Here is a 19,636-nt window from a genome sequence, read left to right as displayed (position 1 = left end):
GGAAGGACAGATACGACATGGCAAGAATCCTGGTTATTTTTGTAGGCACGTCGCCCGCTCACGGGGGCGGGTCTTGAGCGGATCCTAAGAGGTCAACCTTTCGCCAGCCTTGCGTGGTGGCGAATGGATGTTGCCGGATGTCACGAAGCGGACATGAAGGAAGGGGTTAGCCGCCCCGCTGCCAGTACAAAACGCTCAGCTGCTCGATGCAGCAATCGAGCGGGCTCTGGATCCTGGTGGACCACCTGCGCGCCGAGAGGGCCCAGGCGCCGATCTGAATGACACCTGGCGGCAAGAAAAAAGCGGACCGCGCTCGGGGCACGGTCCGCTTTTTCACTGACTGAATGCGGGCGTCAGCCGCGCAGTCGCGTGTTGAGCACGGCGATGTGCTCCGGGCCGATGCCGCAGCAGCCGCCGATCAGGCTCGCGCCACGCGCCTGCCAGTCCTGGGCGAAGCTCAGGTAGCCGGGCGGATCCAGGTCCGGACGCAAGGGGTCGAGGCCGTCGTTGGCGGTGGCCTCTTCCGGCTGGGGCGGGAAGGCGTTGGCATAGGCGCCAAAGGGAATCTCGACACCCGCCGCGGCAAAGGTCGCCCGCGCGGTATCCAGCGCCGCGGCCATCACCTCGGGCTGGCTGCAATTGAACAGCAGTGCCCCAGCGCCCAGTGCCACGGCCAGTTGCGCGGCCTCGGCCACCGGCTCGCCGGATCTCAGCCGTGGGATCTCGTCGACGTCTTCGTCCTTCAGGGTAAAGGACAGCCACAGCGGCTTGCCGTCGTCGGGCAGGCCGGCGGCGATGGCGCGCACCTCGGCCAGGGAGCTCTGGGTTTCCGCCAGCCAGAGATCGACATGGGGCGCCAGGCCGCGGATCAGCGGCTGCAGCAGCTCGTCCACCCGCGCCGGCTCGAACAGATCGGGGCGATAGGAACCGAACAGCGGCGGCAGGGAGCCCGCCACCCGCACCGGCTGACCGCTGGCTGCCACGGCCTGCCGCGCCAGTTGGCCGGCGCGCGCGGCCAGGCTCTCGCCTTCGGTGGCGAAGCGCTCCTCGCCAATATGGAAGGGCACCACCGCATAGCTGTTGCTGGTGATCACCTGGGCACCCGCCTCGATATAGGCCCGATGCACCGCCTCCACCTGCTCCGGCGCCTCGCTCAGGGCCAGGGCCGACCACTCCGGCTGGCGAAAGGGCGCGCCACGGCGCTGTAGCTCGCGGCCCATGCCACCGTCGAGCAGAACAAGATTCATGTTGGCCATATAGCTATTTCACTTTTCCTTATAACCAAAACAGAGTTCAATATCGGTTCTCATATCTCTCTAATACCAGGCCCTCTTTCCCTTTGCAAAGGACGCCCCCATGAGAACCGCTCTGCTATCGGCCCTCGGCCTGACCCTGGCGCTGGCCGCCACCTCGGCCTCGGCCGGCGCCACTCTGGACCGCATCAAGGCCAAGGGCGAGCTGGTCAATGTGCTCATGGAGAGCTATCCGCCCTTCTCCCAGCTCAATGCCCAGAATCAGCTGGAAGGCTTCGACGTCGACGTGGCCAAGGCCGTGGCCGACAAGCTCGGCGTCAAGCTGCGCCTGGAAACCCCTTCCTGGGACGTGATCGCCGCCGGTCGCTGGAGCGGCCGCTACGACGTCTGCATCTGCTCCATGACGCCCAGCCAGGCTCGCGCCCAGGTGTTCGATTTCCCGGTCAACTACTACGCCTCGCCAGCGGTGATCGTGGTCAACGCCGGTGACGACCGCATCCACGGCGCCAAGGACCTCTCCGGCAAGAAGGTCGGCGTCACCAGCGCCTCCTCCTACGAAGGCTACCTGAACAAGGACCTGACCATCGAAGGCCAGGAGGACAAGCCGCTGAGCTATCCCTTCGACCAGGTGCAGGTGGTGCCCTTCCCCGACGACAACGTCGCCTTCCAGGACCTGGGCCTGGGCGCCGGCAAACGCCTGGACGCGGTGCTGACCAACCTGGTGACCGCCCAGCCGCGCCTGGCCCAGGACAGCAAGTTCAAGCTGGCGGGCGCGCCGCTCTATGCCGAGCCCAACGCCGTGGCCATCGAGAAGGGTGATGCGGAATTCGCCGCTAAGCTGCGCGAGATCATCGAGGGGCTGCGCCAGGACGGCACCCTCAAGCGGATCTCCGACAAGTGGATCGGTGCCGACATCAGCCAATGAGTCAGCTACCACCCCCGGTCGAATCGCGTCCCCTGCTGAGCTTTCGTACCCGTGTCTGGCTGACCTGGCTGGCGCTGCTGGCCGGGGGCGTGGTCTTCGTGCTCGGCTTCGACCTCAAGTTCGCCAGCGTCTGGCCGCGCCTGCCCAACCTGGTGGGCTGGCGCCTGGGCCCCAACGGCTTCCTCCAGGGCGCGGCCCTGACCCTGTTCCTCAGCCTCAGCTCCATCCTGGTGTCGGTGCTGCTGGGCTTCGCCGCGGCCCTGGGGCGGCTGTCGTCCAGTGCCCTGGCCTATGGCGTGGCGACCTTCTACGCCTCCTTCTTTCGCGGCACCCCGCTGCTGATCCAGATCCTGCTGATCTACCTGGGCCTGCCGCAGATCGGCGTGGTGCCCGGCGCCATCAGCGCCGGCATCCTCGCCCTGTCGCTGAACTACGGCGCCTACCTCAGCGAGATCTTCCGCGCCGGCCTGCTCGGCGTCCCCGCCGGTCAGCGCGAGGCGGCCCGGGCCCTGGGCCTGTCGCCGCGGGTGATCTTCTGGCGCGTCACCCTGCCCCAGGCCATGCGCAGCATCATCCCGCCGACCACCAGCCAGTTCATCTCCATGCTCAAGGACTCCTCCCTGGTCTCGGTGATGGGCGTCTGGGAGGTGATGTTCCTCGCCCAGTCCTATGGCCGCTCCAGCTACCGCTATCTGGAAATGCTCACCACCGCGGCGGTGCTCTACTGGCTGATGTCCCTGGCCATGGAATTCATGCAGTCGCGCTTGGAGCGGCACTATGGGAAGGCGTATCGGGGGCGTTAGGGCCTGTGGCTAGGCTGCGAAGCACTGACGTCCGATCGACGCCTCACCACCGGAGTAGCCAGGATGAAAGTGGATTGGCATGGTGCCGAGCTGACTCGTGCCGCCGTTATTGATCGGCACTACAGGCACACGCAGAACGTTCGCCGCTTCATGCTCGCGGCCTGTGGCGAGGCCTTCCGCTTCGATCGCGACCTCATGGCGTGGATCCGCAGGGGAGTACCCAAGACCCTGGGCGATGTGGTGGATGAATGGCACCGTCGGCAACGCGGTCGATAGCGTCTTGCTGTCTCTAGTCACTTGCTGATCCTCGCTGTTTATAAGCGGAAGCGGAGGCCACATGACTGAAACGGAAACCACTACTCAAAAGCTGTCCCGTTTTGAAACGGCGCGTTTTTGTCTTGAATCGCTGATGGCCAACTGTTCGCGGTTGATCCAGGCAGAAGAGGCGAAATCAGAGCCGGATCAGGCCTGTATCGATCAATTGAAGGCCAGGCGTCGCGAATACCGCAGACTTCGTAACGATCTGGATTTCGACGATCAAAGACAGGTCGAGGACGCCATAGCCACCTATGGCCCTCAGGCAAAAGCCGCTATGCAACAGACAGCGAGACAGGATCCTGGTGCGAGCTGATTGACTGGGCGCCAACCGGGATGAATGCCGATCGTGCTGGATGACGTCAGCGTAGGAAAAGCTGCTCCTCAAAGGATCGCACCCGGTACAGGCGGAGTGATCCTTTGAAATCGCAATTATGGCAGCAGGATCCAGCCACTACTTGAGATCGGTCGTCAGCTCCGGCGTACCGAAGCTGACGAGCCTGGCATTGGAACGTTCGAAATAGCCCTGCCAGAAACGTTCGAGACTCTGCAGTACCTTGCCAGAACGATAGGCACCCTTGGCATCGTCACCGATCAAGCCCGCACCCATGACATACACCCGGGCGCCGTCCAGTTGGGCGAACAGCTCCTTCTTCTCTACCTTGGCCAGCTCGGCTGCAGGGTCGATTCCACGAATGCGGTTGGCTTGATAGAAGCTGCCGAAGTCGCTGTTCTCCAGCATGTCTGATACCAGCAGAATGATCTGATCCTCGCTAGGCTCCTGGCCTAGGTCTTCGCCAATCTTCTTGAGGCTGGCGAAGATTTCACTGCGCGATATCTCCTCGTTAGGCTTGCCGAAACTCTCGACGAATTGCTTGCCGAACGTCTTCTGGAAAAAAGCGGCCTGCTGTTGCAGACAGGTATCGAGCTTCTTGAGGCTGGCGTTGCCGATATGGTTACGCACCTTCCCAACCAACGGTTTTTCCAGGATGCCGGCAAACTGCAACTTCATGTAGTTGTTCTGCAACAAAGCCGAAAATTGATAGAGCTTGATGCTGTCGCCTGGCTGTAGGTATCTCAGGGTGTGCTCCCAGGCACTGCTTTTGAGCGCCTGGGGCATATTGACCGTTTCATCGATGACCACCGTCAACGCTCGCCCCGACGGGGCTGGCTGTTCGCTGGCCAATTGCGCATAGCGGTAACAGCTCGGCAAGTCGTTACGTTCAGCCGCCATTGTCGCAGGCGCCAACAATAGGCCCACAATTGCCAAGGTTGTGGTCAGGCGCATTTCAGGCACCCTCTTTCTTGGCACGCTTTATCGCCATCTGAACTTTCTGCTTGCTCAGCAGTGCGGCGCTGTCGACACCCAGTTCTTCGCCGATGGCGGTCAGTTCTTCGGGCGAATAGACCGTGAGGTCGCCCAGGTTGGCGATCAAGGCGTTCTGCTCTAGGGCAGGTGCCGGTGCCGATACAGATGCTGGTGCTGGTGCTGGTGCTGGTGCTGGTGCTTCAACGGTCGCGCTCGACGAACGCTCAGGAGCTGAGGTTTCAGCAACAGCAGCCACGTTGTTGAGCGCAGCCAATTCACGCTGCAACGCCTGTTTTTGCTTGGCGGTATCAAGCGCCTCACGCATCGCTTCCAGCTCGCTGGCAGCCTGATGCGCTTTTTTCTGCCGCTGACTTTCGCTGTTCTGCCGCTCTTTCTCGTTGGCATAGAGCGCAAAGCTCCGACGCAGACCACGGTCGGCACTACCGCCTAGAGAATGACGATGCTCGATCCGCTCTTGCAGACTGCTGAGCTTGGCCTCGGCATCTCGGGCGACTCGATCACGCTGACTCTGCTGATAGGCCGCGAATTCGCTGGCACTGCTGAAGCCGGAGATATAGCCCGCTGCTTCCCGTGACTGGGTGCCGGCGAACGAACGGAAAACGCCGATCAGGATGCCGATGATCTGTACGCCGATGAAAATGACCGACAGGATGAAGAAGGTGAGTTTGTAGGCGAAGATCCGATCGCCAGCCACTTCACTGGCCGCACGCTGGTCAGCCGCCTGACCATCGGCAGTGGCTTCGCTGGGCAACTGGAAAGGCGAAGCGTCTGGGATGAGCGCCGAACTGCTACCCGACGCATAGGGCGAACCGTTTACCTGCTGGGTTTCCAGCTCGTTGATGGTGGACGCTCGGATAAAATAGGCACCAATGGCCAGAGTTAGAATAAGCGCCGTAGCAATGATAGTGGTCCACCAGGTCGGGGAGACCGTGGCGTTGTGCTTTACTCGATTGATGATATGCAGGTACTTGGGCTCTTTATCATCGAGGCCGGTACGGTCCAGATCGACGTTGGCATCGGCCTGAAGATCCTTGGCGTTGTTGTTGCGCCGAGCCTGCCGATGCCATTCGCGGGCTTTGCGGATAAGGCCGTTGCGGTGAATCTCGGCACCCATGAGGTGGGTAGCAGGAACCAGAATGGTACCGATCAGCAGGGAGATGACGATGGCCGAGAATTCCGCCTGATTGGCGGAAATATTGTTGGCAATGAAAGGCGCCAGTACCAGAGCGAAGATGAACGCCTCAAGGATCACCAGAAAGATACTGCCGATCCACAGGGGCAATCCCGTAGGTTTGCGGCCGCGCTCTTCCACCTTGTTCAGATAGTTTGCGCATTTGTCGTAGAAGGTTGCGTCCTTGTTCACGCGCTCATAATAGCGATGGTATTTCGCGCATAGTTCGCGCTCGGCCTTGTACCAGGCCGTCCCGCCTTCTTCACGATCCTGCATGAGATCGCGTTTGGACGCCTTGGCGATGAAGCCCACGACCGGAAAACTGACGCCCAGATTGAGAAAGAAGTACTTAACCTCATCCCACCAGCGGATGATTACCACGACCAATACCAGCAGGCTGATCAGCGGCCATATCGCGTAGCGATAAGCCGCCAGCGCTGTTGTCAACGTCTCGAAAAGTTCCATGTTTCGTCCCCGGAATCAGCCGCGCACAGGCGCGTAAGTCGCTATGTAAGGTTTGGTGCCATTGTCGTAAAACAGGTCGCCGTCGATACTCTTGTCGCCGGTCTTTTTAATTACTACATCAATACAACTTACCGGTGCCTGCTCGGGCTTTTCCAAGAAGACCCGGTAGAGAATGGCGTCTTCTCCTTCATAGGTATTGGCGACGGCCGTATAGGCATCGCTGGGTCCGCCTTTGTTTTTTTCATAGTTCTGGGTAATGAAGACTTTCGGATCCTTCACCAGCGCAGCGTTGTCACGCAGCACGGCAACCGGCGACAGGGTCACAAGATGGCCATTGACCAGACCGGCCCAGGCGCGCCCGTTCATGCCGGGCAGGTATTCGCGCGTGACATGGTCAGATAGCGCAGCGCCGGTCGCGAAGCTTTTGACCTCGCCGCTGACGCGCGGGGCGTCCTGTTGACAGCTGCTCATGGGTACCTGGGCATAGGCACTGGAAATCAGCGCGAATCCGCCACTTTTCGGACGCAGGGCCTGACCGAGCTTCCAGGCACCGCTATCAACCGGCTGACCGCCGAAATCGATTTTCGCCAAGCTCGGCTTCGTCTGCCGAGGCGCCTCGGCATCTGTCGTCTTGGCCGCTTTCGACGGCGCAGTGGCAACAACCGGTTTTTTACCCTCGGGCTTGGCCACGGACTCCGTGGCGGTGCCATGGGCCAGATACTTGGCGTTGTTCTTTTCCGCGTTGATGCGCTTGACCAGCATGGCCTTGTCATTCAACTCGACGATCTCGACGCGGCGGTTCTTGCCGCGTTCGAGCGGATTGCTGTTGTCGGCGATGGGGCGCGAGGCGCCGGCACCCTGGAAGTACATGCGGTCTCGCGAAATGCCCTGCTCGACCAGAATGCTCGCCACTGCCCGCGCGCGCTGCTCCGACAGTGCCTGGTTAATGGCCGGCGTACCGGTGGCATCGGTGTGGCCGACGATGAGGATCGGCGTGGCTTCCTTGCCCACATAGGCACTGGCCAACTTGCCGATCTTGCGGCGACCTTCGTCGTTGAGCTGAGCACTCCCTATCGGGAACATACCTTCGTCGGCGATCTGGGCCACCAGGCCCGCCTCTTGCGGCGCGGCCGAAGGTGTAGCGGCGGCGGTCTGCAGCGTTTCCACCTGTAGCGGGATCTTTTCCTGTTCGGCGATCTGCTTGAGTCGCTCAAGACGATTCTTGTAGGCCAGAGCCGCGCCACAACCCACCGAGGCACCGACCACGGCCCCGGCGATCAGCGTCGCACCATCGCCCTTGGCCAGCGCAGCCGCGGCTACGCCCGTAGCGGCACCAAGGAAACCGCCGGCCAGGCAGTTGACGGTGCGACTCTGGCCGCTGGAAAAATTATCGACGGTGGCGCAGCCGGTAACGCCCAAGGAAATGGCTACGGTCAGCGCAGCAAGGCGTACTGGCCGGGAAGGAAGCAAAGAAGCCTGACTCACGTAAGTGACTCCTGGTTACTGGAGATAACGGATAACCAGGATGAAACGACCTATGATGTTTCATCCATGAAAACGGCGGGTGCTCTATCTAGCAGGATAGAAGCCTGGATTATATCCCGATATTACGGGTGGAAAGTGAAGAAGTGGGTTCGATGCAATGACAGCCAACTTGAGTCGGGCCTAATAATCTCAAGGCAATATCATAACTAACGTTATTGCCTGCATAACTACTCCATCCAGGCCCGCCGCAGCCTGGCCAGTGCCTCGACAATCCGCGCCTCCGGCACCGCCGCAAAACCCAGCACCAACCCGGCGCGGGCGTCGGGCGGGTCGGGCCCTCGGGCAGCCAGTAGCGCGACAGCGCATTGAGCTCCACCCCGACCGCGGCTGCCCGGGTCACCAGTTCGGCTTCGCGGGCCAGGTGGGTGACCGGCAGGCACAGATGCAGGCCGGCCACCGGGACGCCCGGCGGGGCGCAGCCGGCGACCGCGGGCCAGCCGGCCAGCAGGGCATCGCGGCGACTGCGCGCGGCCCGTCGCATGCGCCGGATGTGGCGCTGGAAATGGCCCTGCTCGATGAAGTCGGCCATGACCGTCTGGGTGGCGCTGTCGAGATGGCGGATGCCGGCCCGTTGCAGCTCCAGCAGCGCCGGCAGCAGCGCGGGCGGGGCCACCAGATAGCCCAGGCGCAGGCCGGGAAAGGCGATCTTGGAAAAGGTGCCGACATAGAGCACCCGACTGTGGCGATCCAAGGCGGCCAGGGGCGCCAGCGGCGCGCCCTGGTAACGGTACTCGCCGTCGTAGTCGTCCTCGATGATCCAGCCGTCCCGCTGGCGCGCCCAGTCCAGCAGCGCCAGGCGGCGCGGCAGGGACAGTACCGCGCCGGTGGGATACTGGTGCGACGGGGTGACATAGACTAGCCGGCAGTCCGGCAGCCCTGCCAACTGCTCCACCATCAGCCCGGCCCCATCCACCGCAACGCCCTGCAACCGCGCCCCGCCACTCTGCAAGGCCAGGCCCGCGGCGCGATAGCCAGGGTCCTCCATGGCCGCCAGGGCTCCGGGCGCCAGCAGCAACCGGGCGCCGAGTTCGATGGCCTGCTGGGCACCGCTGGTGATGAGGATCTGCTCGGGTGCGCAGACCAGGCCCCGCGCCTGGCGCAGGTAAGCGCTCAGCAGGCGGCGCAGCCGCGGTTCGCCGCCGGGTTCGCGATAGCCCAGCAGCGCCGGCTCCGGCTGGCGCCAGAAGCGCTGCTGCAACCGCGCCCAGGTGGCGAAGGGAAACAGGTCCACCGCCGGCAAGCCGACCCGAAAGGCGCACGGCGCACCGGGCGGCACGCTGGCCAGGAGCACGAGTGTCGCACTGGCCGTGGCTTCGGGAGCAGCCAGCGCCCGGGTAACGGGCGCGACATAGGTACCGTCACCCGGACGACTGTCGAGAAAACCCTCGGCCAGGAGCTGCTCGTAGGCGGCGGTCACGGTATTGCGCGACACGCCTAGCAGCCGCGCCAGTTCGCGACTGGCGGGTAGCCGCACTCCAGCGGCCAGCTCGCCGGCCAGGATGCGCTCGCGCAGGCCCTGGTAGAGCTGGCGCGCCAGGCCCTGACCCGATTCCAGCAACAGCCCCGACGGCTCGAATCCCAACATGAATTGGCACCCTGAAAGTCATGGAAATTGGCTCTTACAGGGAGCCAAAGCCGACCTTAGCATGGCCGGACGTCACTGGAGTTCCTGCCCATGTATCCCAATCCCGCCTTCCGTCTCGACGACCTGCCCAGGCTGCACCAGCACCTGCGCGATCACGCCCTGGCGCTGCTCATTAGTCAGACCGACACCGGTCCGCTGGTGAGCCATCTGCCGCTCTGGCTTGAGCCCGACGAAGGCCCCTATGGCACCCTCTACGGCCATCTGGCGCGCAGCAATCCCCAGGCCCCGGCGCTGGTCGAGACGGGACAGGTACTGGCGGTGTTCCAGGGACCCCAGGCCTATGTCAGCCCGGCCTTCTATCCCGGCAAGGCCGAACATGGCCGGGTGGTGCCGACCTGGAACTACCAGGCGGTGCACGCCCGCGGCCGCGTCGAGGTGTTCGACGATCCCGAGCGCCTGCTACCGCTGCTGGAGCGCCTCACCGACCGGCACGAAGCCGGGCGCACCCGGCCCTGGCAGGTCGCGGATGCGCCAGCGGACTTCGTGCGGGGCATGCTGCGCGCCATCCGTGGTCTGCGCCTGCCGCTGGACAGCCTCCAGGGCATCGCCAAGCTCAGCCAGAATCGCACCGCCGCCGATCGCGAAGGCGTCCGCCAGGGGCTGGCCGCCAGCCCTGTACCCGGCGACCAGGCCCTGGCCGCCCTGATCCCCTCTCCCGTCTGACTTGGAGTCACCCATGACCATCCGCCCCCTGACCGAAACCGATCGCGCCGTCTGGCACGACCTCTGGCAGGCCTACCTGGCCTTCTACGAAACCAAGCTGCCGGAAACCACCTACGCCCGCACCTGGCAGCGCCTGCTCGATCCCGCTCAGCCCCTGCATGGCGCCCTAGCCTGGGACGGCGAGCGGCCCCTGGGCCTGGTGCATTTCATCTATCACCCGTCCTGCTGGACCGAGACCGACTACTGCTACCTGCAGGATCTCTATGTCGCCGAAGGCCATCGTGGTGGCGGCCTGGGCCGCGCCCTGATCGAGCACGTCTATGCCCGCGCCAGAGCCGACGGCTGCGACCGGGTGCACTGGCTGACCCAGGAAACCAACCAGGCGGGACGCCAGCTCTACGACCGCATCGCCACTCGCTCGGGTTTCATCCAGTACCGCCACCTGCTGGGAGACAGGGCATGACCGCCCTCGACTGGACCCCCGCCCGCCTGCCTCAGCCGCGCCTGCTGCAAGGCCATCATGTACGCCTGGAACCCCTGGATCCAGAGCGCCACGGCGCCGATCTCTGGCAGGCCCTGCACGATCAGGACCCGGCCCTGTGGGACTTTCTGCCCTATGGCCCCTTCACCGAGCAGGCGGCCTTCGACGGCTGGCTGGCGGGCCTGGCCGAAGGTCGCGATCCGCTGTTCTACGCCGTGGTGGATCCCCGCGACGGCCGTGCCCTGGGGCAGCTCAGCCTGATGAGCATCGTCCCTGAACACGGCAGCATCGAGATCGGCCATGTGGCCTTTGGCGGGCGCTTGCAGCGCACGCCCCTGGCCACCGAGGCCTTCTATCTGCTGATGCAGGAGGCCTTCTCCCTGGGCTATCGCCGTCTGGAGTGGAAATGCGACAACGCCAATGTCCGTTCCAAGCGCGCCGCCGAGCGACTGGGCATGCGCTCTGAAGGTCTGTTCCGCCAGCACCGGGTGGTCAAGGGTCGCAACCGCGACACCGCCTGGTTCAGCCTGCTGGATCACGAATGGCCCGCGGTGGACGCAGGCTTCAGACGTTGGCTGGCGGCGGAGAACTTCGACGCGGCAGGGCGCCAGCTGCGCGCCCTGGCGGTCACGTCCAGCAAATGAGAAGCAATACCAAGGAGGCGGGCAAAGCGCTATCCTAGAGAGGTTGCTACCACCAGTCTCTTTGCCGTGACCGCCATCCACGTCCTGCTCGTCGACGACCACCGCAAGCTGCGCGAACCCCTGGCGATCTACTTGCGGCGCCAGGGATTCGAAGCCACCACCGCGGCCGATGCCACGCGAATGAAGGCGCTGCTCGCGCAGCAGCGCTTCGATGTCATCGTCCTCGACGTGATGCTGCCGGATGGCGACGGCTTCAGTCTCTGCCGTGAGCTGCGCCAGCGCGACACGACGCCGGTGATCCTGCTCACCGCCCGGGGCGAACTGGACGATCGGGTGCTGGGCCTGGAACAGGGCGCCGACGACTACCTGACCAAGCCGTTCGAACCGCGTGAATTGGTGGCGCGAATTCGCACCCTGCATCGTCGCTCCCAAACGACCGCGCCGCCGCCTCCGCGCGAGTCCATCCCAGCGGCAATCTATCGTTTCGCGGGTTGGCACTACGCCGCCGTCAGCCAGCGCCTGCAGTATCCCGATGGCAGCACCCGCCGCCTGGGCCAGGCGGAGGCCCGCCTGCTGCTGGCGTTCCTGTGTCAGCCCCAGACCGTGCTGCATCGCGATCTCTTGCTGGACCGGGTGCGACCGCCCGATCGCGAGCTGGAAGACCGCAGCCTGGATCGCCAGGTCAGTCGGCTGCGCCTGCGCCTGGCCGATCCAGCCGGTGAGTCGCCGCTGCGCACCGTCTGGGGCCGTGGCTATCTGCTGGACTGCCCGGTAGAGGCACTGGACGGGCCATGATCGCTCCCTGGCGGCGCTGGCTGCAGGGCATCACGCCGCGCCTCTGTCTGCTGTTCTGCGCCGCCTTGCTGCTGGCGCACGCGGCCGCGGCGCTGGTCCTGCACCAGACCGGCGCGCTGGTCCATCCGCTGTCCTATGGTCAGGCCTTGGAGCGCCTGGCGGTGGCCCGTACCGCGGTCGAACGCCTGCCGGTGGCGCAGGCACAGGCCCTGCTGCGGGTGCTGGCCGAGGCACCGGCGCAGGTCTGGGTGGCCGCGACGCCGGAGGTGGCGCCCTTCGCCATGCTCGCCGAGGAACGTCGCCTGACCCGGGATCTGGCGCGACGCCTGGGGCAGACCGAAGACGGCCTGGTGATGCAGTTGGAAGGCCTGGCGGGCGACGCCGCCCGCGCCTCACCGCTGACCCCGGCCGGCTGGGCCCCCCTGCGCTTGCGCAGCAGCGTGCACCTGCCGGACGGTCGCTGGCTCAATGCCGTGCAGTATCCGGCGCGCAGCGACGGCTGGCTGACCGCCCTGGGCTGGTCGCTGCTGCTGGGCGCCCTGCCGGTGCTGCTGCTGGCCTGGCTGTTGATCGGCCAGCTGGTACGGCCGCTGCAACGGCTCACCCGCGCCGCCGAGGGACTCAGCCGGGGCGAGCGCAGTCGACTGGAGGTCCGCCAGGGCCCGCGTGAGGCCAGGGAGCTGGCCGCGGCCTTCGAGCTGATGCAGGAGCGGCTGCTGCGCCACCTGGACGATCGGGTGCGCATGCTGGCCGCCATCAGCCACGACTTCAATACCCCGCTGGCCGCACTGCGGGTGCAGCTGGCCCTGCTGGAGCCCTCGGCCGAACGCGACGACATGGAGGAAAGCTTGGCCGAACTGGACGCCATGGTGCAGGAAACCCTCGACTTCATCCGTGGCGAACGCCAGACCGAAGCCCATCAGGAGGTCGACCTGAGCGCCCTGCTGCAGGACCTGCACGGGCGTTACCGGGCGCTGGGTCAGCCGGTGACCTGGTCGGGCGCCGCCGCGGCACCGCTCCGTGGTCGTCCGCTGGCGCTCAAGCGCGCCCTGGGCAATCTGCTCGACAACGCCCTGCAGCACGGCGGCAGCGCCGTCCTGGAGCTGTCGCGACCCGAGCCACAGCTGCTCCGATTGGACATCCTCGACGACGGCCCCGGCTTGCCGGAGGATCAGCTGGAGCAGGTCTTCGAGCCCTTCTACCGGCCCCCGGGGCAGGACTCCGCCCGCGGCCTGGGTCTGGGCCTGGCCATCGCCCGCGCCTGCATCCTCGCCCATGGCGGGGAACTGCACCTGCACAATCGCCCGCAAGGCGGCCTCTGCGCGCGGATCCTGCTGCCGTCGACACCCTAGCAGCCGGATATCCCGTAGGAGCGGCCCATGGCCGCGATAGTCCAAACAAAAGGCCTTGTCGCGCCAGAACAATCACTCCCAAAGTAGCGACACCTGATCGATCAGGATTTCGCTGGGGCTGGACACGAACGCCTGCTCGGCTAGCCCCTCTCTCTCTGGGAGAGGGTTGGGGTGAGGCGCGCCTTACAACGGCTTTCCTAGTGGAAAAAGCTCCGCCGTTTTCCACGCTACGGTTCCGGCACCAACGCGCGTCCACCACAGTGGAGGTTCCACGTGGAGCATCTGGCTCCCTTAGAAACTCAAGGTCGCACTCACCCAGAGATGCCGACCGTAGTTCACCGTGCCATAGGTCTCGTCGTCCAGGCGGCGGTCGTTCAGGTTGCGGATGGCGGCATTGAAGCTCAGGTTGCGCGTCGCCACGAAGCCACCGCCCACGTCCCAGGTGGTGTATGCCGGGGCGGCCTCGCCGGTCAGGGTGGCGTCGTACTCCTCACCGTAGTAGTCCAGCGCCGTCCACAGATTGAGCCGGTCCGACAGGGTCCAGTCCAGGCGGACGTTGGCCTTGCGCTCCGGGGTCAGGGCCAGGGGCGCACCCTGGTTGGGGCCGCTGCGCTGCTCCGAGTCGAGATAGGTGAAGTTGCCGCCCAGACGCAGGGCCTCGGTGATGTCCCAGCCACCGCTGAGCTCCACACCGCGGATCACCGCCTCGTCGACGTTGATGCGGTCCATGCGGATATAGCCATTCCAGCGCTCGGTGGTGGTGACCGTGGACAGCTTGTCCTGGAAGTCGTTGTAGAACAGCGTCGCCGCCGCCTCCAGATTGCGCCGGTTGGACCAGAGCGCCGCCACCTCGTAGTTGGTGCTGGTTTCCGGCTTGAGATCCGGATTGCCGAGCATGACGAAGCGGTTGCGCCGCAGATAGGCATAACCCGGCGCCACGGCGCGGATTTCTGGTGCCTTGAAGCCGCGCGAGACGCCGCCCTTGAAGGTCCACTCGGGGGTCGCATGCCAGACCCCATAGAGCCGCGGACTCCAGTGATTGCCATACAGCTCGTGGTGATCCAGGCGCAGCCCGCCGGTGAGGGCGAAGCTGTCGGTGATGGCCCACTCGTCCTCGGCGAACAAGGCCTGCTGGGTCACCGCGAAGGAATACTGGCGGCGATCGTTCAGCCCCTGGTTCCAGTCCTGCACCTCCCCGCGGTTGTATTGCAGACCGGTGGTGAGCAGGTGGTCGTCCAGTGGCGTCACCAGCTTGGCGTCGAACACGGTGTTCTCGACCTGCGGCTTGCGCCCATAGACATCGGTCTGCGCCGGCGTGGCCAGGCCTTCGCGGGAGGTCTCCTCGTGCAGCAGCGACACGTCCGAGCGCAGCCCGCCGGCCCAGTGGCCAGTGTGACTCAGCGACCAGTGATCACGGTCGTTGTCCTGTTGGCGGGTCGCCCAGTTGTCGCTCAGGCCGTCGCCGTTGCGCAGGCGTGTCTGCCCGGCTTCCAGCAGGAATTCATGATTCTCGTTCGGGGTAAAGGCCAGGCGCCCGGTCAGGTCGCGATGGCGCGCCTTGCTAAAACCCTGGGTCTGCTCGATGTCGTCGTCGGCCTGGCGATCCAGGTAGCGGCCCCACAGCTGCAGGCCGAGCAATTCGCTGTGCAGCGGCCCGCTGAGAAAGAACTGGCCCTGGCGCGAATTGCCCTGGTCGCTGTGCTGCTGGGCGATGTAGTCGGTGGTCAGGGCGCCATGCCAGGTGGCGGTGTTCTTCTTGGTGATGATGTTGATCACCCCACCGATGGCATCGGAGCCGTACAGCGAGGACATGGGCCCCCGCACCACCTCGATGCGCTCGATGGCCGCGGCTGGCGGGATGAAGCTCTGCTCGTAGCCGCGATTGCCGTTGACCCGTGACTCCCGCGCGCTTTGCCGCTTGCCGTCGACCAGGATCAGGGTGTAGTCCCCCGGCATGCCGCGGATGGAGATGTCGGTCTCGTTGGCCGCGCCGTTGACCACCACCCCCTCGACATCGCGCAGGGCATCGCCCAGGTCGCGCACCGGACGCTGGCGCAGCGTCTCGGCGTCGATCACCGTGACCGAAGCCGGGGCGTCCTCCAGCCGCTGTTCGAAGCCGGAGGCGGTGACCACCGTGGTGTCGAGATCGGTGATCTCTTCGGCCTGGATCGCCAGACTGGCCACAGCCAGGCCGAGCGCCAGGGGCGTAGGGATGAAGCGTTGCAACCTTGCCATGCAGCGTACCCTCCAGACGGGAAAGGGCACGGATGGTAATGATTGACGTTACGCAAATTGGGACAGGTTGGGACAGCTGCCCTTACTCGCCGCGGATGTAGCCTTCCAGGTGGCGGATCAGCTCCGCCTGCTGCACGGTGGTCGCCTTGACCAGGTCACCGATGGACAGCAGTCCGATCAGCTTGCCATTGCCCATCACCGGCAGGTGGCGCAGGTGGTGGTCGGTCATCATCTGCATGCAGTCGCCCACGGTCTGCTGCGGCAGCACGATGATGACCGCCTCGGTCATGATCTCGCTGACCGGGGTGGCATAGGAGGAACGCCCCTCCAGCGCCACCTTGCGCGCATAGTCACGCTCGCTGACGATGCCCACCAGCTCGCCGTCGCGCATCACCGGCAGGGCCCCGACGTTCTTTTCCGCCATCAGCCGCAGGGCGTCGAGCACCCAGGCGTCGGGGGCGATGGTGTAGACGTCCTGCTGGGTCTTCAGGGCGAGCAACTGGGCGACGGTTTTCATGGTGGTTCTCCTGAGGTGAGGCGAGCGTGACCGGCGACGCCTGGCAGAGCCGGTCAGCTGATTACATCAGGCCGCTTGAACGCCCTTGTCGCCCGAACGACGTCGATCCCGCCACAGGCGCCATGCCAGGGCCAGCAGGAAACCGACCGTCAGCAGCAGCACCATGGTCGGTGCTGGCGCGCTGTCCCAGACCAGGCTCAGCAACACCCCGCCCAGGGCGGCCGCCACGGCCAGCGTCGTGGCCACCAGCAGCATCCAGCCAAAGGAGCGGGTCAGCAGGAAGGCGGTGGCACCAGGGGCGATCAGCAAGGCCACTACCGGCACCATGCCCACTGCCTGCAGGGCGCCGACCACGGTCAGGGCGATGAGTCCGAGCAGGCCGTAGTGCAGCAACTCCACCCGCAGGCCCAGGGCCCGTGCCTGGGCGGCATCGAAGGCCAGCACCAGCAGGTCGCGCCAGCGACAGGCCAGCGCCAGCAGCACTAGGGCGGCGATCACCGCCATCTGCCAGAAGGCCTCCGGGGTCACCCCCAGCAGATCGCCGAGCAGGATGTGGTCCAGGTGCAGCTCGGTGGGCAGCCGGGCGTGCAGCACCAGGCCCAGGCCGAACATGCCGGAAAAGACCACGCCCATGAGGGTATCCTGCTTCACCCGGCTGTGGCGCTTGAGATAGCCGGTGGCTAGGGCGCAACCCAGTCCCGCGACGAAGGCGCCCACGACCAGGGGCGCCCCCAGCGCCGAAGCCAGCACCAGGCCGGGAAACACCGCGTGGGCGATGGCGTCGCCCAGCAGCGCCCAGCCCTTGAGCACCAGAAAACAGGACAGCAGCGCCGTGGGCACCGCCACCAGCACGGCCATTAGCAGCGCCTGGCGCATGAAATCGACTTCCAGGGTCAGCAGGAGCCAGTCCATCAGCCCGCCTCCGCCGTCTGCCGCGCCCGGCGCCGATTGGCCAGCAGGCCGTGACGCGGCGCCAGCACGAAGGCCAGCAGAAAGATCAGTGTCTGCAGGACCACCACGCAGCCACCGGTGGCGCCGTCGAGGAAGTAGCTGAGATAGGTGCCCAGTAGGCCGCTGCCGACGCCGATGGCCACGCTGATCAGCACCACCCGCGAGAAGCGATCACTGAGCAGATAGGCCGTCGCCCCCGGCGTCACCACCAGGGCGATGACCAGGAAGGCGCCCACCGTCTGCATGGCCGCCACGGTGCTCAGCGCCAGCAGGGTAAAGAACAGCAGCTTGTAGCCGGTGGGATTGAGGCCGCAGGCACGCGCCTGGCCCTCGTCGAAGAACACCAGCAGGAGGTCGCGCCACTTGAGCAGCAGCACCAACAGGGAGACGGCGGCGATGATCAGCAGCTGGCGACTGGCCTCGGGGGTGATGGCCAGGATGTTGCCGAAGACGATGGTCTGGATGTCCACCGCCACCGGCGCCAGCGAGACCAGGAACAGCCCGCCACCAAAGAAGGCGCTGAAGATCAGGCCGATGATGACGTCTTCTTTCAGCCGGGTGTACTGCCGCAGCCCCAGCATGGCCCCGGCCGCCGCGCCGCCGGCGAGAAAGGCGCCCAGGGCCAGCGGCAGCCCGAGCAGATAGGCGCCGGCCACCCCCGGTACCACGGCATGGGACAGGGCATCGCCGATCAGCGACCAGCCCTTGAGCATCAGATAGGCGGAGAGAAAGGCGCACAGCCCACCCACCAGGGCCGCCGCGCCCAGGGCGTTTTTCATGTAGCCGTAGGCCAGGGGTTCCAGCAGCCACTCCATCAGGCACGCTCTCGCCACTGGGGCAGTTGCGACGCCTGGCGTCCCCCCTCGAACAGGCGCAGGGCGCCACCGAAGGTCCGCTCCAGATTCTCCCGGGTAAAGACCTCGGCCGTCGGCCCCTGGGCCAACACGGTGCGATCGAGCAGCACGGTGCGGTCGCAGAAGCGCTCGATGCTGGCCAGGTCATGGGTCGAGACCAGCATCGAGCGACCCTCGGCGCGCAGGGCCTGGAGCAATTCGATGATGGCGCGCTCGGAGGTGGCGTCCACCCCGGTGAAGGGTTCATCCAGCAGGATCACCCGGCTGTCCTGGGCCAGGGCGCGGGCGAGGAAGACGCGCTTCTTCTGGCCACCGGAGAGTTCACCGATCTGCCGTTTGCGCAAGTCGGTCAGCCCTACCCGGGCCAGGGCGGCGGCCACCGCCTGGTGATCGGCGGCGCGCGCCAGGCGCAGGAAATTCATCCGGCCATAGCGCCCCATGAGCACCACGTCTTCCACCCGCACCGGAAAGTCCCAGTCGACGTCTTCGCTCTGGGGCACATAGGCGACCAGATTACGCTTCAGGGCCTGGGCCACCGGCAGGTCATCGACCCGCACCTGACCGGTGCGCAGGGGCACGAAGCCCATGATCGCCTTGAACAGGGTGGACTTGCCGCTGCCATTGACGCCCACCAGGGCGGTGATGGACCCGCCGGGCACCACCAGGCTGGCGTCGCGCAGGGCGGTATGGCCATTGCGATAGGTCACGCCGACCCCGTCGAGAGCAATCATGGCGCCAGCCCCTTGACCAGGGTTTCGGTGGTGACCCGCAGCAGGTCGAGATAGGTGGGCACCGGACCGTCGGCGGCGCTCAGGGAATCCACATAGAGCACCCCGCCGTAGCGGGCGCCGCTCTCCCGCGCCACCTGCTCGGCCGGTGCGGCGGACACGGTGCTCTCGCTGAACACCGCCGGAATCCGCTCGGCGCGCACTGTCTCGATCACCCGGCGCACCTGCTGCGGGGTGCCCTGGGCATCGGCGTTGATTGGCCAGAGATAGAGTTCCTTGAGGCCCAGATCGCGCGCCAGATAGCTGAAGGCACCCTCGCTGGAGACCAGCCAGCGGCGCTGCTCGGGAATCCCCTGCAGCTGCTGGCGCAGGGGATCGAGGGTGGCGGTGATGCGCGTCTTGTAGGCCTCGGCGTTACGGCGGTAGGTCTCGGCATTGGCCGGATCGTGCTGCACCAGCGCATCGCGGATGTTGTCGACGTAGACCAGCGCCGCCTGCGGCGACATCCAGGCATGGGGATTGGGCTTGCCGGCATAGGGGCCCTGGGCGATGGCGATGGGCGCGACGCCCTGGGAGACCACCGCGCTGGGCACGTCCTTCATGCGGCTGAAGAAACGCTCGAACCAGAGCTCCAGATTCAGGCCGTTCCACAGCACCAGCTGGGCATCGCGCGCCTTGAGCAGATCGCCCGGGGTGGGCTGGTAATTGTGGATCTCGGCACCGGGCTTGGTGATGGACTCCACCTGGGCGGCGTCGCCCGTCACGTTGCGCGCCATGTCGGCGATCACCGTGAAGGTGGTGACCACCTTGAACGGCTCCGCCGCCTGGACAGGGTTGCCCAGCAGCAGTCCCAACAAACCCATCAGGGTCCAGCGTTTCGTCTTCTCCAGCATCCGGCCAGCCCCTCGGTAGTTATAGCCTTGGCTAAATTAGATAGCACAACCTATCAGAGGTGCCGGGAGAC

19 protein-coding genes and 1 pseudogene are annotated in these 19,636 nt (G+C 65.4%); 9 read left to right on the top strand and 11 right to left on the bottom strand.

What is annotated here, in order from left to right:
* Positions 1-353 precede the first annotated feature (353 nt).
* Complete coding sequence (locus tag C722_RS0103620) at positions 354-1,256, bottom strand: homocysteine S-methyltransferase family protein (RefSeq protein ID WP_017639193.1); 903 nt, start codon at positions 1,254-1,256, stop codon at positions 354-356.
* 100 nt (positions 1,257-1,356) lie between these two features.
* On the opposite strand from C722_RS0103620, the gene C722_RS0103615 reads away from it, so the two are divergent.
* From C722_RS0103615 to C722_RS26105, 4 genes are all read left to right on the top strand, one after another.
* Entirely contained in the window at positions 1,357-2,178 is an 822-nt protein-coding gene (locus C722_RS0103615; RefSeq protein ID WP_017639192.1) for a transporter substrate-binding domain-containing protein, read from the top strand.
* Entirely contained in the window at positions 2,175-2,981 is an 807-nt protein-coding gene (locus tag C722_RS0103610; protein ID WP_017639191.1) for an amino acid ABC transporter permease, read from the top strand. The genes C722_RS0103615 and C722_RS0103610 overlap by 4 nt, the downstream gene beginning before the upstream one ends.
* 63 nt (positions 2,982-3,044) lie before the next feature.
* Positions 3,045-3,257: a DUF6434 domain-containing protein gene (locus C722_RS0103605; protein WP_017639190.1), complete on the top strand. Its 213-nt coding sequence runs from the start codon at positions 3,045-3,047 to the stop codon at positions 3,255-3,257.
* A 61-nt stretch (positions 3,258-3,318) separates the two neighbouring features.
* Positions 3,319-3,612, top strand: a complete 294-nt coding sequence (locus C722_RS26105; protein WP_143075249.1) for a hypothetical protein — start codon at positions 3,319-3,321, stop codon at positions 3,610-3,612.
* A gap of 138 nt (positions 3,613-3,750) precedes the next feature.
* Here the strand turns inward: C722_RS26105 and C722_RS0103595 are convergent, their stop codons facing one another.
* From C722_RS0103595 to C722_RS24575, 4 genes and pseudogenes are all read right to left on the bottom strand, one after another.
* Complete coding sequence (locus tag C722_RS0103595) at positions 3,751-4,584, bottom strand: hypothetical protein (RefSeq protein ID WP_026083629.1); 834 nt, start codon at positions 4,582-4,584, stop codon at positions 3,751-3,753.
* Position 4,585: 1 nt separating this feature from the next.
* Complete coding sequence (locus C722_RS0103590) at positions 4,586-6,262, bottom strand: hypothetical protein (protein ID WP_017639187.1); 1,677 nt, start codon at positions 6,260-6,262, stop codon at positions 4,586-4,588.
* A gap of 15 nt (positions 6,263-6,277) precedes the next feature.
* Positions 6,278-7,747, bottom strand: coding sequence for an OmpA family protein (locus C722_RS0103585; protein ID WP_143075248.1), 1,470 nt, complete (start codon positions 7,745-7,747; stop codon positions 6,278-6,280).
* A 227-nt stretch (positions 7,748-7,974) separates the two neighbouring features.
* Positions 7,975-9,392, bottom strand: a pseudogene (locus C722_RS24575) (PLP-dependent aminotransferase family protein).
* Positions 9,393-9,482: 90 nt separating this feature from the next.
* Between C722_RS24575 and C722_RS0103575 the strand changes: the two are divergent.
* The 5 genes from C722_RS0103575 (at position 9,483) to C722_RS26830 (ending at position 13,387) form a co-directional block, all read left to right on the top strand.
* A complete protein-coding gene (locus tag C722_RS0103575) occupies positions 9,483-10,115 on the top strand; it encodes an FMN-binding negative transcriptional regulator (RefSeq protein WP_017639185.1) in 633 nt (210 codons plus the stop codon).
* 13 nt (positions 10,116-10,128) lie between these two features.
* Positions 10,129-10,578 (top strand): GNAT family N-acetyltransferase, encoded by a 450-nt coding sequence (locus tag C722_RS0103570; RefSeq protein ID WP_017639184.1) that lies wholly within the window; start codon positions 10,129-10,131, stop codon positions 10,576-10,578.
* Positions 10,575-11,240, top strand: a complete 666-nt coding sequence (locus C722_RS0103565) for a GNAT family N-acetyltransferase (protein ID WP_017639183.1) — start codon at positions 10,575-10,577, stop codon at positions 11,238-11,240. Before C722_RS0103570 ends, C722_RS0103565 begins: the two co-directional genes overlap by 4 nt.
* A 66-nt stretch (positions 11,241-11,306) precedes the next feature.
* Entirely contained in the window at positions 11,307-12,035 is a 729-nt protein-coding gene (locus C722_RS0103560) for a response regulator transcription factor (RefSeq protein ID WP_017639182.1), read from the top strand.
* Positions 12,032-13,387 (top strand): ATP-binding protein, encoded by a 1,356-nt coding sequence (locus tag C722_RS26830; RefSeq protein WP_017639181.1) that lies wholly within the window; start codon positions 12,032-12,034, stop codon positions 13,385-13,387. Before C722_RS0103560 ends, C722_RS26830 begins: the two co-directional genes overlap by 4 nt.
* A 291-nt stretch (positions 13,388-13,678) precedes the next feature.
* Here C722_RS26830 and C722_RS0103550 read toward each other — a convergent pair whose 3' ends face one another.
* The 6 genes from C722_RS0103550 to C722_RS0103525 all read right to left on the bottom strand — a co-directional run bounded on the left by C722_RS0103550 (position 13,679) and on the right by C722_RS0103525 (position 19,565).
* A complete protein-coding gene (locus C722_RS0103550) occupies positions 13,679-15,622 on the bottom strand; it encodes a TonB-dependent receptor domain-containing protein (protein ID WP_026083626.1) in 1,944 nt (647 codons plus the stop codon).
* 82 nt (positions 15,623-15,704) lie between these two features.
* Positions 15,705-16,139, bottom strand: coding sequence for a CBS domain-containing protein (locus C722_RS0103545; protein ID WP_017639179.1), 435 nt, complete (start codon positions 16,137-16,139; stop codon positions 15,705-15,707).
* Between the two features lie 66 nt (positions 16,140-16,205).
* On the bottom strand, positions 16,206-17,051 hold the full coding sequence (locus C722_RS0103540; protein WP_017639178.1) for a metal ABC transporter permease: 846 nt from the start codon (positions 17,049-17,051) through the stop codon (positions 16,206-16,208).
* Positions 17,051-17,905 carry a metal ABC transporter permease gene (locus C722_RS0103535; protein WP_017639177.1) on the bottom strand — a complete coding sequence of 285 codons (855 nt, stop codon included), beginning with the start codon at positions 17,903-17,905 and terminating at the stop codon, positions 17,051-17,053. Before C722_RS0103535 ends, C722_RS0103540 begins: the two co-directional genes overlap by 1 nt.
* Positions 17,905-18,675 carry a metal ABC transporter ATP-binding protein gene (locus tag C722_RS24570; RefSeq protein ID WP_017639176.1) on the bottom strand — a complete coding sequence of 257 codons (771 nt, stop codon included), beginning with the start codon at positions 18,673-18,675 and terminating at the stop codon, positions 17,905-17,907. Before C722_RS24570 ends, C722_RS0103535 begins: the two co-directional genes overlap by 1 nt.
* A complete protein-coding gene (locus C722_RS0103525; protein ID WP_017639175.1) occupies positions 18,672-19,565 on the bottom strand; it encodes a metal ABC transporter substrate-binding protein in 894 nt (297 codons plus the stop codon). The genes C722_RS24570 and C722_RS0103525 overlap by 4 nt, the downstream gene beginning before the upstream one ends.
* Positions 19,566-19,636 lie beyond the last annotated feature (71 nt).

Origin of the sequence: Pseudomonas sp. 313, assembly GCF_000316965.1 — a bacterium.
Lineage (GTDB): Bacteria > Pseudomonadota > Gammaproteobacteria > Pseudomonadales > Pseudomonadaceae > Chryseomonas > Chryseomonas benzopyrenica.
This window is presented reverse-complemented; position numbering and strand designations above follow the sequence as displayed.